The sequence below is a fragment of the Streptosporangium sp. NPDC048886 genome (assembly GCF_055586905.1).
This window is the reverse complement of the sequence record NZ_JBVJHH010000004.1, coordinates 72,868-85,631: the sequence shown is the minus strand read 5'-3', so window position 1 is coordinate 85,631 and position 12,764 is coordinate 72,868. Positions and strand designations below refer to the sequence as shown.

The window sequence follows — 12,764 nt, the reverse complement described above, 5'->3', positions numbered from 1 at the left end:
CCGTCGGCCGGGGTGCTGTGTACAGCAGCGGGATACAGCAACACCGTCTTACACGATCACACGCCACCGGTCCGCATCTGCCATTTGACCAGGACGAGGAGCCCTCTACGTCGTGACCGGCTCCCGTTTGCAAAACGTGGCGGACCCGGACCGGGCCGTGCTCGTCACGCCGGACCAGCCGCCGCGGGGGCTGCCGCTCGGCCGGCCTCTGCCCGACTTGACCTGCGGCCACCCCGCCGTCGGCGGCCGGCCGGCCGGGTAACGTACATGATCATCGGATCCGCTGAACGCGGAGGTCAGGCGACCTTCGAGGACGGAGCCTTCCAGGTGTTGCACGCGGCCGGGCCTTGCGACCGGTAGCCCTGCTCGAACCAGTGAAGGCGGTTGGCGGGCTTGCCGTACCAGTTGAATCTGCCGTATTCCTTCGGCGTCTCGGCGGTGAGGAGGGGTCTCCAGTCCTTGGCCGAGCGCCCCAGGAGCTTCATGGACACCCCGCTCAGGCAGTCCGCCTGCAGGTAGAAGCGGTGCATCTGCTCCTCGCCGCCGTCCTCCTCGTCTCCGGCCGGCAACGCCCACCAGGCCTGGCTGATGCCCGCCTGCGCCTGGACGACTCCGGCGTACGCACGCGTGACCTCGACGAGAACGGCCTGGTCGGACTTGGCCTTGATCCAGTCGGAACCGAGCTGCACCTGGACGGAGCCGTGGCAACTGGTGGCGAAGGAGCCGGACACCTCCAGGCCGGTGAGGCACACGCCGCCTTCAACGTTGGCGTGGACACCCACTTCGGCCGGGGTGAAGTCCTTGATGGACTTGCGCCAGGCGGAGTTCAGGCAGCCGACGACCTTGTCGAGATATCTCGTCGTGGAGGCTTTGGTGGTGCCCTTGGTCGCCTTGCAGGAGATCGCGGGGAGAGGTCCCTGCTTGTAGAGCGGGTTATGGGTCAGCTCGGGAGCCCCGACGATGGGGTTGGCGGACGCGGTGACCGTACCGGCGAATAACAGGATGAAAGCCCCGGTAGTGGTCGCCAATGCGCGGATCATCATGAGGGATGATCATAGGGGTGGCGCAATGCGCGGGGCGTCGCATTCCGTCCGGCTCCCGCCCTGCTCCCGGCGGGGCTGGGCCGTCTGCGGGCCGTCCGGGACGAGGCGCGGGCCGCGCCGGTGCGAGGGGGCGGATCAGAGCTTGCGGAAGCTCCTGGACTCCTCGGCCGCCGCGAGCACGGCCTCCAGCGACGCGCCCGCGCCCGCGGTGACGACGGCCGCGATCGCGCCCTCCACGAACGGCACGTCGGCGATCACCACCCCCGGCCCCTCCGCCAGCCGGGCGGTCAGCACCGAACTGCCCAGATCGGGGATCAGGATCACCCCGTCACCCTGGTCCACCTTCTCCACCGCCGCCGCCACCAGGTCGGGGCTGGTGCCCAGGCGGCCGTCCTCGGTGCCCCCGGCCGCGGCCAGCGGGACGCCCGCACCGCCGATCTGCGCGGCCAGGGCCGCGACCTCGGCGGCCAGCGGGCCGCTGTGCGAGATGAGGACGACGCCTACCACCTGGAGCATCCTTCCGGTCCGGCCGGGGACGAGCCGTCCGCCGCGCGGGGAGCCGCCGCGGAGGCGCCGGGGAGCCCATGCCGGGCGGCATGACCGCTCACCGTCCGGCCGCGTGCGGCAGTGAGCGCCGCGCGGTCGCCGCGCGCGGGATCGGCCGCCCCGCCGGGCGGGCGGCCGGTCATCGGGCCGCCACCGTGCGCAGGGCGATGAGGATCAGCGCGGTGGAGGCGGCGCCGGGGTCCTCGTGGCCCACGCTGCGGGGGCCCAGATAGCTGGCCCGGCCCTTGCGGGCCTGCATCGGGACCGTGGCCTCCGCCCCGGCGAGAGCCGCCGACGCGGCCGCGTCGACCGCCTCCCGCGGATCCTTCCCCTCCTGTACGGCCTGCGCCAGCGCACGGACCGCCGGGGCGAGCGCGTCCACCATGGTCTTGTCGCCCTCGGCGGCCGAGCCGAGCTTCTGGACCCCGGCCAGCGCGGCCTCCAGGGCGCCCACCAGCTCGGCGGCCGACACCTCGGAGACGTCGGCCAGCGCCTTGCCCGCCTCGCGGAACGCGGTGCCGTACAGCGGCCCGGAAGCCCCGCCCACCTTGCGGATCAGCGTGCTGCCCACCAGGGTCAGCAGCGCGCCGGGGGTGTCCGGCTCCTTGTCGGCCAGTGCCTGCGCGATCGCGGTGAACCCCCGGTCGAGGTTGGCCCCGTGGTCGGCGTCGCCGATCGCGGCGTCCAGCCGGGTCAGCCGGTCCTTCTCGGCCCCGACGGACCGGGTGATCTCCTCGATCCACGCGGCGAAGAAGGCGGTGTCCAGGGTGGCGGCGCCCATGTCAGCGGCCCCAGCGCAGGCCGGGGGTCTCCACGGGGGCGTCCCAGAGGCGGGTGAGCTCGTCGTTCAGCAGGCAGACCGTGACCGAGAAGCCCTGCATGTCGAGGCTGGTGACGTAGTTGCCGACCAGGCTCCGCGCCGCTGTCGCGCCCTTGCCCGCCAGGTAGTCGGCCACCTCGGCGAAGACGACGTAGAGTTCGATCAGCGGGGTGCCGCCCATGCCGTTGACCATGACCAGGGTGTCGCCGGAGATCGGCATGTCCTCGTCGATGGCCTCCATCACGGTGCGGGCCAGCTCGCGGGCGCCGCGCATGGCCGAGCGGGTCCGGCCCGGCTCGCCGTGGATGCCGATGCCCAGCTCGATCTCGGTGTCCTTCAGCTCGAAGGTCGGCTTGCCGGCGGCCGGGGTGGTGCAGGCGCTCAGCGCGACGCCGAAGGACCGGCTGCGCGCGTTGACCTCCCCGGCCACCCGCACGACCTCCGGCAGGGGAGCGCCGGCCTCGGCCATGGCCCCGGCGATCTTCTCCACGAAGAGCGTGGCACCGGTGCCCCGGCGGCCCGCCGTGTAGAGGGAGTCCTGCACGGCCACGTCGTCGTCGACCAGCACGCTGGCGACCTCCACGCCCTCCTCGGCGCTGAGCTCGGCGGCCATCTCGAAGTTCAGGACGTCACCGGTGTAGTTCTTCACGATGTGCAGCACTCCCGCGCCGCCGTTCACCGCCTCGGCGGCCGCGATCATCTGGTCCGGCACCGGGGAGGTGAAGATCTCGCCGGGGCAGGCCGCGTCGAGCATGCCGTACCCGACGAAGCCGGCGTGCAGCGGCTCGTGGCCGGAACCCCCGCCTGAGACCAGGCCGACCTTGCCCGGACGCGGCCCCGAGGCGCGCACCACGATCTGGTTGTCCACGTCCACCCGCAGCCCCGGGTGCGCCGCCGCGAGCCCGCGCAGCGCGTCCGTGACGACCGAGTCGACACTGTTGATGAGCTTCTTCACATTTCGAAGCCCTTCCCCTCCGGGGGCGGCGGCAAGCGCGATCGGGAGAACCTCTTGCCCGGCGGGACCCGCCCGTCCCCGGCGGCGACCGCCCGGCGGTGACGTCCCGGCAGGTCCCCACCGCCCGTGCGACGGGCCCGCGCGCTCTCAGGGGGCGGGCCGCAGGTGGCGGAGCACGACCGTGGCCTCCTTGCGGACCGCCGGATGCGGGTCGTCCCGGGCGGAGGTCCCCAGCCAGGCGACGGTGCGCGGGTCCTCATGGGACAGGAGGCCGACGGCCCAGAGGGCGGCCCGCCGGACCTGCCACGCGCCGTCGGCGGCCACGTCCTCGCGCAGCCATGACAGCGTGGCGGGATCCGGCGTCCCGGAGAACTTCGTGATCTGCTCGACGGCCGTCATCCGGACGGCCCATCGCGGGTCGCCCGCGGCGCGCTCACGGAAGCAGTCCACCGCGCCGGCCGGATCAGCCCGCCACCACAGTCCGATCCCCTGCAGGGCGGCGCGGGCCACGGCCGCGCTGGAATCGCGCACGCTCCGCTCCCGTAGCCAGGAGAGTGTCCGCGCCGTTCCGCCTCCGGCCTTGGCGCTCTCCTCCACGGCCGCCTCCCGCACCCTCCAGTGGCCGTCGGCGGTGGCCCGGTCGCGCAGGAGCTCCAGGACGGCGGCGTCGTGGCACCAGCCCCGGGCGAGCTCGCGGATGGCCGCCAGCCGCACCTGGGCGTGCTCGTCATGCACGGCCCGCTCGCGCAGCAGGAGGACCGTGGCCGCGTCGTCGGCCCGCGCGGCCAGTCTCCGCATCATCGCCCGGCGCACCCGCCAGTGCCCGTCGGACCGGGATCGCCCGCGGACGAGGTGGAATGTGCCGACCTCCTCCGGCCAGGTGTCCGCCAGCGCCTTCAACGCGGCCAGCCTCACCTGCCAGTGCGGATCCTCACACGCCCGCCGCACCGCGGTGTGCGCCCGACCGTCGTCCGGCCAGCCCTCGGCCAGCGCGCGCACGGCCGCCCGGCGGGCCGTCCAATGAGGGCCGGCCTCCGCGCACTCGTGGAGTCTGACCGGTGTGTCGGGCTCGTCGGGCCAGCCCCAGCCCAGAAGGGTGATCGCGGTGGCCCGCACCTCCTCCGCGGCGTCCGTGGCGATCCAGGCGAGCACCCGGGACCGCATGCCCTCGCGGTCGCGCCAGAGGCGCACGGCCACGTCCACAGCGGCGGCGCGGACGTCGGGATCCGGGTCGGTGGAGATCCTGCCGTCCAGCCAGGACAGGGTGGCGTCGTCGGCGGCGGCGATCCGCGCCACCTCCCGGACGGCCGTGTCACGCACCTGCCAGTGAGGGTCGTGCTCGGCCAGGGCTCGCAGCCACGCTGTGGTGTCCGGTCCGTCCGGCCCGATCCGCGCCGTGGCCTCGGCAGCGGCCTGCCGTACCCTCCAGTGCCCGTCCTCCGAGGCCACCTCCCGCAGCCAGGGAAGCGTGGCCGGGTCGCCCGGCCAGATCCGCGCGACGATCTCCACGCCTGCCGCGCGGGCCTGCTCGTGATCATCGGCCAGCGCCCGGCCGCGCACCCAGGAGGAGAGGCCGGGCCGGTCCGGCCGGCCCAGGGCGAGCTGTTCGACGGCCGCGCTGCGGACGTCCTCGTCCGTGTCCAGCAGGGCGCGCCGCCGGAGCCAGGCAAGCGCGGCCGGCTCATCCGGCCAGGTCTCTCCCACGACCTTGACCGCGGCCTTGCGTACTTTCCAGTGGTCGTCCATGGCGGCGACGCCGGTGACCCAGGGCAGGGCCTCGGGGTCATGGGCCCAGGTCGCGGCCACCGCTTCGAGGGCCGCCGACCGGACGTCCTCGTCTCCTTCCAGAAGGAAGCGATCGCGGAGCCGGGCGGGAGTCTCGGGGTCGCCCCGATGCGTCGCGGCGACCCCCTGGACGGCGGTGCGGCGGACCTCCCAGTGGCCGTCGGCCGCCATGCGTTCGGGTAGCAGCGCCAGGTCCTCCGGTCCGAACCCCCGGGAGGAGAGTCGCTGGAGGGCGGTGCGGCGGACCTCCCAGTGGCCGTCGGCCACCGTGCGTTCGCGTAGCAGCGCCAGGTCCTCCGGCCGGCTGTGCCAGAGGGTTAGCCGCTGGAGGGCGGCGCGGCGGACCTCCCAGCGGTCGTCGGCCACCGTGCGTTCGCGTAGCAGCGCCAGGTCCTCCGGCCGGCTGTGCCAGATGTTGAGGCTCAGGAGGGCGGCGCGGCGGACCTCCCAGTGGCCGTCGGCCGCTGCGCGTTCGAAGACGAGCGCCACGATCCCAGGGTCACGCGACAGGGCCGGATCGAGTCTCTGGAGGGCGGCGCGGCGGACCTGCCAGTGGCTGTCCGTCATGGCCCGGCGCACGAGTCCGGCGGTGAGGAGATCCTTCGACCGCTCCACGGCGGTGCGACGGGTCTCCCAGCGGCCGGCCGCCATGCGTTCGCGCAGCAGCGCCGGAGTGGTGGGATCCTCGGGCAGGACGGTGGCCAGCGCCACCAGCGCGTTCCTGGAGACCGCGGTGTCGCCGGCCCCGGTGGCGGCCAGGTCTCGCAGCCATCGCGGGATCTCCGGGCGGTCGCGGAACGTCTCGGCGAGCGTGGTCAGCGCCGTGCGGCGCACCAGGCCGAAGCCGTGCAGCGCCTGCCGTCTCAGCCAGTCGAGGGTGTCGGGGTGGTCGCGCCAGCCCGCCGCGACGGCCTGCAGCGCGGCGGCGCGGACATCCTGGTCCGGATCGTGCAGTGCCTGCCGTCTCAGCCGGTCGAGGGTGTCGGGGTGGTCGCGCCAGCCGGCGGCGAGGGCCTGGAGGGCGGCCTTGCGGGTGTCCTCGTCGGGGTCGGTGACGGCGCGTCCGTACAGGAGGGGGAGGGTGTCGGGGTGGTCGCGCCAGCCGGCGGCGACGGTTTCCAGCGCGGTGGTCCTCGTGCCGTAGTGAGAGTCGGTGACGGCGCGCTCGCGCAGGAGGGGGAGGGTGTCGGGGTGGTCGCGCCAGCCGGCGGCGAGGGCCTGGAGGGCGGCCTTGCGGGTGTCTTCGTCGGGGTCGGCCAGGATGCGCTCGCGTAGGAGGGGGAGGGTGTCGGGGTGGTCGCGCCAGCTCGCGGCGAGGGCCTGGACGGATGTCTGGCGGACCCGCCAGTTCGGGTCGGTGACGGCGCGTCCGCGCAGGAGGGGGAGGGTGCCGGGGTCTTCCGGCCAGCCGGCGGCGAGGGCCTGCAGAGCCGCGGTCCGCACGTCATGTCCGGGGTCGGCCAGGGCGCGCTCGCGCAGGAGGGGGAGGGTGTCGGGGTGGTCGCGCCAGCCGGCGGCGAGGGCCTGGAGGGCGGCCTTGCGGGTGTCTTCGTCGGGGTCGGCCAGGATGCGCTCGCGTAGGAGGGGGAGGGTGTCGGGGTGGTCGCGCCAGCTCGCGGCGAGGGCCTGGACGGATGTCTGGCGGACCCGCCAGTTCGGGTCGGTGACGGCGCGTCCGCGCAGGAGGGGGAGGGTGCCGGGGTCTTCCGGCCAGCCGGCGGCGAGGGCCTGCAGCGTGGCCGAGCGGACCTGCCAGTCCGGGTCGGCCAGGGCGCGCTCGCGCAGGAACGGGAAGACGCCGGGATGACCGTGCCGGTCTGCGGAGACGGCCTGGATCGACGCCGTCCGCACATCCGGGTCCGGATCGGCCAGGGCGCGCTCGCGCAGGAAGGGGAGGGTCCCGGGGTCTTCCGGCCAGCCGGCGGCGAGGGCCTGCAGCGTGGCCGAGCGGACCTGCCAGTCCGGGTCGGCCAGGGCGCGCTCGCGTAGGAGGGGGAGGGTCCCGGGGTCTTCCGGCCAGCCGGAGGCGAGGGTCTGGAGGGCTGTCTGGCGGGCGTTCCAGTGCGGATCGGCGAGGGCGCGCTCGCGCAGCAGCGGCAGGAAGTCCGGACTGTCGCCCCAACTGTCGGCGAGTGCCTGGAGTGCGTCGGCCCGCACGTCACCGTGCGGGTCGCCGACGGCGCGTCCGCGCAGGAGGGGGAGGGTGCCGGGGTCTTCCGGCCAGCCGGCGGCGAGGGCCTGGAGGGCGGCCGAGCGGACCCGCCGGTGCGGGTCGCCGGCGGCGCGTCCGCGTAACGTCGGCAGGGCGTCGGGATGCTCCCGCCAGCTCTCGGCGATGGCCCGGACCGCCGTCGTGCGTACGTTCTCGTCGGGATCGACGAGAACGCGTCCGCACAGGAGGGGCAGGGTGTCGGGGTGGTCGCGCCAGCCCTGTGCCAGAGCCCGGACCGCCCCGTCGCGCATGCTCACGCCGGCCTCGCCCGTGGCCTGCCGGTGGAAACGCTCCCGGAGGCGGTCGTCGTCCGGGAACAGGGCGGCCGCGATCGCCGTCGCCGTCTCCCGGCCCGCGAACGACGTGATCGCCCGTTCCCGGCTGAGGAACCAGTCGAGGTAGCGGTCGCGTCCCGGCCACCGGGGCCGGACCGTCCGCAGGAGCGGGGCCAGCTTGCCGGTGAGGAATCCCTCGGAGCCGAAGGCATAGGTGCTCTCCGACTCCTCCAGCCAGGCGATGATCTTCTCGATGACCGCCGCCCCCTGCCGTTCCATCGCTCCCAGGTTGCGGGTCTCGGCGATGCACTCGGCGGCCAGGAGCAGGTGGTGCGGCGATTCGTCGATCTTCGCGAACGGCCACAGCGGGTCCGCCTCACGGGTGAGGTAGTCGACGATCCCGCCGGTGAAACGTTCGTCGATCATTCCGGCCACCAGCAGGAGGACCTCCCGCCACGCGGGATCGCGCCAGTGGCGGCCGAACATCTCCGAGACGAGCTCGGCGGGACTCCACTGACGCTTGTTCTGGAACCGCCGGACGATCTCGTCCGCGCAGAAGAACTCCAGGAACGCCCGGTGCACGAACCCGTAGACGCCTCCGCCGTACAGGCTGAGGATGAAGTTGCGCTCCCTGAACTGGCCGAGCATGCCGCGCGCGACGGGCTTGGCGGCGAGGGCGTCGAGCTGGTAGCGGCTGCCCAGGTAGTCGACGAACTCCTCCAGGAGGTCCTCGCCCCGGATGTGGTTGCCGGCGAGTCCCGACCTGCCGCTCTGCATGCGCCAGGCCACCCGGCGCAGCAGCTCCTTCTTGTCCTCGGCGTCGATGTAGCCGGCCGGTATGCGCGCGTCCTCCAGATGCCTGTTGACGTCCCAGTGCTCGACCAGCACGGAGGCCGCGTGGACGTACACCGCCCGCCGCTCACGCGGGAGCTCCTGGCGCCGCCCGATGATCGCCAGGATGGTCAGCAGCAGGGGGTTGCCGGCCAGCTCCCGTATGGACGGCGACTCGGTCATCGCGTGCATCAGCCGGTCCCGCAGATGCCGCGCCTCGTCCCTGCGGTCGTGTATGGCCAGCTCGTACCAGCGCGCGATGAACTCCTCGATCTGGGCGGTGTCCAGGTCCTGGAGCGTGTAGTGCCGGAACCCGGCGTCGCGCAGCTCGGCCCGCCGGTATCCGATGACCCGGCTGGTGACGAGGACCCGCACCTTCGGATAGCGCGTGGCGAATCCGGCGATCTGCCGGGTCACCGTCTCGCGCACCTTCGGGTCGAACAGCTCGTCCAGCCCGTCGAAGATGACGAGCGCCCGCCCGTCCTCGCGGAGATGGCGGTCCAGGGGCTGCGCGGGGAGGCCGGTGCCCTCGGTCCGGTACAGGTGCTCCAGGTATTCCAGGAAGGTCTCGCACCGTGACCGGAGATCGGCGTAGGAGCGCAGCTCCACCAGCAGGGGCAGCCACCCCCTCAGCCCGGCCGGGGCCGGCTCCGTCCCGTCGCCCGTCAGGCCCAGGAGCAGGTATCGCGCCAGCGTCGACTTGCCGGCGCCGGGATCGCCCAGCAGCGTGACCAGCCGGTTGCCCGGCTCACCCAGGACGTCCAGCACCGCGCGCCGGGGAGTCCTGTCGTAGGTGGTGCGCGCCTGCGCGATCCTGTCGAGGTCGAGCCCCTCCGGAAGGTCCTGCTCCGAGATCTCCTCGGCGCTCAGCAGCCGCCGCCACAGCTCCTTGGACAGTTCGACGGGAGGCGGATCGGCCCTGACGCTCTGCGGGACGAACATCGACCTGAGGAGGACGGGCAGGTGGGCGTCCTGCTCGGCCGGGGTCAGCACCTCCAGGTCGAGCCGCCGGTAGCGCTGTTCCACCCTGGTGAGGTAGGCCGCCCGCGCGATCGCGAACGACTCCTCCCCGGTGGCGGGGGGCCCGGCCGGCGCGGTCCGGGCGCCCAGGCATTCGACGAGCGCGTGGAGGACCCGGCCGCGCAGGTCCTCGGCCGAGGTGAACGTGTCGACCACGATGTCGGACTCCAGCAGGCGCGCCCGGAACGCCTCGACCGGCGCGCGGTCCCTGTCGACGAGCCGCAGGGGGATCGGGACCTCCTCGTCGAGGAGGAACAACAGCCTCGGCATGCCCCGGTCGGAGGCGGAGACGAACTCCAGCTCCGTATAGGAGACGTCGGTCCCGGGCACCCGGGAACCGTAGCGGAACCCGATTATCCCCAGGTAGAAATCACACTCTTGAACGCGATTGCGACAATACTCCGCCGGTGCGGTCTCCTGAGCGGAAAAATATCGCATGTCCACCGGTACCAGGCCGGCCCGCGCCACGGCGTCGACAGCCGACTGCACGAACGATCCTGTCGACGGATATTCCGCCATGTCCGATGTGTGGCTGATGAAGACGCTCGGCACATCACACAAAGTACCCTTTATAAAGTCTCTTTCCATACACATTCACGGGTCGTCCCGCGTTCGGCAAAATCGGTGCCGCCGCCGATCGGGTGCCTTTCCGCGTACGGCCCGGCCGCGGGTGGAGATGGCGTGGGTCGCGGGGGTGTAGGAGGATCCGACCAGGTCTTCTTCCGATGCTGGAGGCGTCATGTCGGTGTTGCGGAACCTGGTGGAGAGCGTCCGGAACGGCGGGATCGAGGTGATCGACCTGACCGCGCCGCTGTCGTCGGAGACGCCGATCCTGCGACTGCCCGAGCCGTTCGGGAACACCGTCCCGTTCACGCTGAAGGAGATCAGCCGCTACGACGACCGCGGTCCCGCCTGGTACTGGAACGACATCTCGACCGGCGAGCACACCGGCACGCACTTCGACGCCCCGGTCCACTGGGTCACCGCCCGGGACGGCGACGACGTCTCGCAGGTGCCGGTCGACCGGCTGATCGCCCCGGCCGCGGTGCTCGACCTGGCCGCCGAGGCCGCCGAGGACCCGGACTTCCTGCTGGAGATCGAGCACGTCAAGGCCTGGCAGGACGCCAACGGGCCGCTGCCCGAGGGCGGCTGGCTGCTCTACCGCACCGGCTGGGACGCCCGCTCGCACGACCAGGAGCGGTTCCTCAACGCCGACGAGACCGGCCCGCACACTCCCGGCATCTCGGTGGAGTGCGCCAGATGGCTGGCCGAGGAGACCCCGATCATCGGGCTCGGCGTGGAGACGGTGGGCACCGACGCGGGCGCCGCGCACGGCTTCGATCCGGCCTTCCCGTGCCACTCCTTCCTGCTCGGCGCGGGGAAGTACGGGCTGACCCAGCTCCGCAACCTCGACCGGCTCCCGGTCACCGGGGCGGTGGTCGTCGCGCCGCCGCTGCCCATCGTCGGCGGCTCGGGCAGCCCGGTGCGCGTGCTGGCCCTGGTCGAACGGTGAACGTCGCCGAGGCCGTGGGCGGTGCCCTCGCCTCATTCGGCGTGGACACCGTCTTCGGGGTCGTCGGCAGCGGTAACTTCCACGTGACCAACACGCTGGTCGAGCACGGCGTGCGGTTCGTCGCCGCGCGCCACGAGGGCGGCGCGGCGACCATGGCCGACGCCTACGCGCGCACCGGCGGCCGGGTCGGCGTGCTCAGCGTCCACCAGGGGCCGGGGCTCACCAACGCGATGACCGGTATCGCCGAGGCCGCCAAGAGCCGCACGCCGCTCGTCGTGCTGGCCGCCGAGGTGACCGCCCCCCGGTCCAACTTCTTCGTCGACCAGGCCGCCCTGGCCACGGCGGTCGGGGCAGTTCCGCTGCGGATCGACTCCGCCGGGACCGCCGTCGCGCGGACGGCCGAGGCCTTTCTCCTGGCCCGCGACGGGCGGCGCACGGTCCTGCTGAACCTCCCGCTGCAGGTGCAGGGGGAGCGCGTCCCGTCCCCGCCCGGTCAGGCGCTCCCGGCTCCCGGCCCGGCGGCCGGACCGGAGGCGGAGCAGGCCGCGCGGCTGGCGGAACTGCTCACGGCCGCGCGGCGGCCGGTGTTCGTGGCGGGCCGGGGGGCGCGTGCGGCCCGGCGGGAGTTGGAGGAGCTCGCCGAGCGGGCCGGGGCGCTGCTGGCCACCTCCGCCGTGGCCAAGGGGCTCTTCCGGGGCAGCCCGTGGGATCTGGACGTGAGCGGCGGCTTCGCCTCGCCCCTCACCGCCGAGCTCGTCCGCGACGCCGACGTGATCGTCGGCTGGGGCTGCGCGCTCAACATGTGGACCACGCGCCATGGCACGCTCATCGGCCCGGACGCCAAGGTCGTCCAGGTCGACCTCGACGCCGACGCCCTCGGCGCCCACCGCCCGATCCATCTCGGTGTGGTCGGCGACGTCGCCCGCACCGCGAGGGCGGTCACGGCCCTGCTCGCCGGGGGCGCGGACGGCCTCCGCCCGGCCCCCGGCGGCGCCGGATACCGATCGGCGGCGCTGGCCGGGCGGATCGCCCGCGAGAGCCGCTGGCGGGACGTGCCCTACGTGGACGAGGGCGGACAGGGCCGCATCGACCCCCGCACCCTCACGATCGGGCTGGACGACCTGCTCCCCGCCGAGCGCGTCGTCTCCGTCGATTCGGGAAATTTCATGGGATACCCGTCGATGTTCCTCGACGTTCCGGACGAGTGCGGTTTCGCCTTCACGCAGGCCTTCCAGTCCATCGGCCTCGGCCTGGCCACCGCGATCGGGGCCGCCCTGGCCCGGCCGGACCGGCTCGCGGTGGCCGCGCTCGGCGACGGGGGCGCGCTGATGGGCGTGGCCGAGCTGGAGACGGTCGTACGGCTCGGCCTTCCGATGGTGATCGTGGTCTACGACGACGAGGGTTACGGCGCCGAGGTGCACCACTTCGGTCCGGACGGGTACCGCCTGGACACCGTCGTCTTCCCGCCCGTCGACATCGCCGCCATCGCCCGGGGCTTCGGCTGCGAGGCGGTGACCGTACGGGACCGGGCGGACCTGGCCGCGGTGGCCGGGTGGCTGGACGGGCCGCGGGACCGGCCGCTGCTGGTCCACGCCAAGGTCAGTCGGGCACGGGGTTCGTGGTGGCTGGAGGAGGCGTTCCGGGGGCACTGAGCGGGCCCGGGCCGCCGGCCGGCTCCGCGTGCCTGAGGGGGAGCGCCGGAGACGGACCGGCGGCGCCCGCCGCGGCGGTGTCCACGGTGTGGACATGCCGTGACCGCCGGTC

The 12,764-nt window shown here is 73.6% G+C and carries 7 protein-coding genes; 2 read left to right on the top strand and 5 right to left on the bottom strand.

Annotated elements, in window-relative coordinates; genetic code table 11:
- Positions 1–296: 296 nt before the first annotated feature.
- The 5 genes from ACZ6R6_RS06115 to ACZ6R6_RS06095 form a co-directional block, all read right to left on the bottom strand.
- Positions 297–1,043, bottom strand: coding sequence for a hypothetical protein (locus ACZ6R6_RS06115; protein WP_470090598.1), 747 nt, complete (start codon positions 1,041–1,043; stop codon positions 297–299).
- A 135-nt stretch (positions 1,044–1,178) separates the two neighbouring features.
- Complete coding sequence (locus ACZ6R6_RS06110) at positions 1,179–1,559, bottom strand: PTS-dependent dihydroxyacetone kinase phosphotransferase subunit DhaM (protein ID WP_470090596.1); 381 nt, start codon at positions 1,557–1,559, stop codon at positions 1,179–1,181.
- Between the two features lie 169 nt (positions 1,560–1,728).
- The gene (dhaL, locus tag ACZ6R6_RS06105) at positions 1,729–2,370 is read right to left on the bottom strand and encodes a dihydroxyacetone kinase subunit DhaL (protein ID WP_470090594.1); all 642 of its coding nucleotides are present in this window, start codon (positions 2,368–2,370) and stop codon (positions 1,729–1,731) included.
- Position 2,371: 1 nt separating this feature from the next.
- On the bottom strand, positions 2,372–3,364 hold the full coding sequence (dhaK, locus tag ACZ6R6_RS06100; protein WP_470090592.1) for a dihydroxyacetone kinase subunit DhaK: 993 nt from the start codon (positions 3,362–3,364) through the stop codon (positions 2,372–2,374).
- Positions 3,365–3,511: 147 nt separating this feature from the next.
- Positions 3,512–10,075, bottom strand: coding sequence for a HEAT repeat domain-containing protein (locus ACZ6R6_RS06095; RefSeq protein WP_470090590.1), 6,564 nt, complete (start codon positions 10,073–10,075; stop codon positions 3,512–3,514).
- Between the two features lie 151 nt (positions 10,076–10,226).
- Here ACZ6R6_RS06095 and ACZ6R6_RS06090 point away from each other — a divergent pair, with 151 nt between their 5' ends.
- Together ACZ6R6_RS06090 and ACZ6R6_RS06085 are read left to right on the top strand one after the other, a co-directional pair.
- Entirely contained in the window at positions 10,227–11,000 is a 774-nt protein-coding gene (locus tag ACZ6R6_RS06090) for a cyclase family protein (protein WP_470090589.1), read from the top strand.
- Positions 10,997–12,652 carry a thiamine pyrophosphate-binding protein gene (locus ACZ6R6_RS06085; protein ID WP_470090587.1) on the top strand — a complete coding sequence of 552 codons (1,656 nt, stop codon included), beginning with the start codon at positions 10,997–10,999 and terminating at the stop codon, positions 12,650–12,652. Before ACZ6R6_RS06090 ends, ACZ6R6_RS06085 begins: the two co-directional genes overlap by 4 nt.
- Positions 12,653–12,764 lie beyond the last annotated feature (112 nt).

Excerpts from the sequence above, each read along its gene's own strand:
- ACZ6R6_RS06110 (WP_470090596.1), bottom strand. The coding sequence starts at position 1,559 with ATGCTCCAGGTGGTAGGCGTCGTCCTCATCTCGCACAGCGGCCCGCTG.
- ACZ6R6_RS06090 (WP_470090589.1), top strand. The coding sequence starts at position 10,227 with ATGTCGGTGTTGCGGAACCTGGTGGAGAGCGTCCGGAACGGCGGGATC.
- dhaL (WP_470090594.1), bottom strand. The coding sequence starts at position 2,370 with ATGGGCGCCGCCACCCTGGACACCGCCTTCTTCGCCGCGTGGATCGAG.
- ACZ6R6_RS06115 (WP_470090598.1), bottom strand. The coding sequence starts at position 1,043 with ATGATGATCCGCGCATTGGCGACCACTACCGGGGCTTTCATCCTGTTA.
- ACZ6R6_RS06095 (WP_470090590.1), bottom strand. The coding sequence starts at position 10,075 with ATGGAAAGAGACTTTATAAAGGGTACTTTGTGTGATGTGCCGAGCGTC.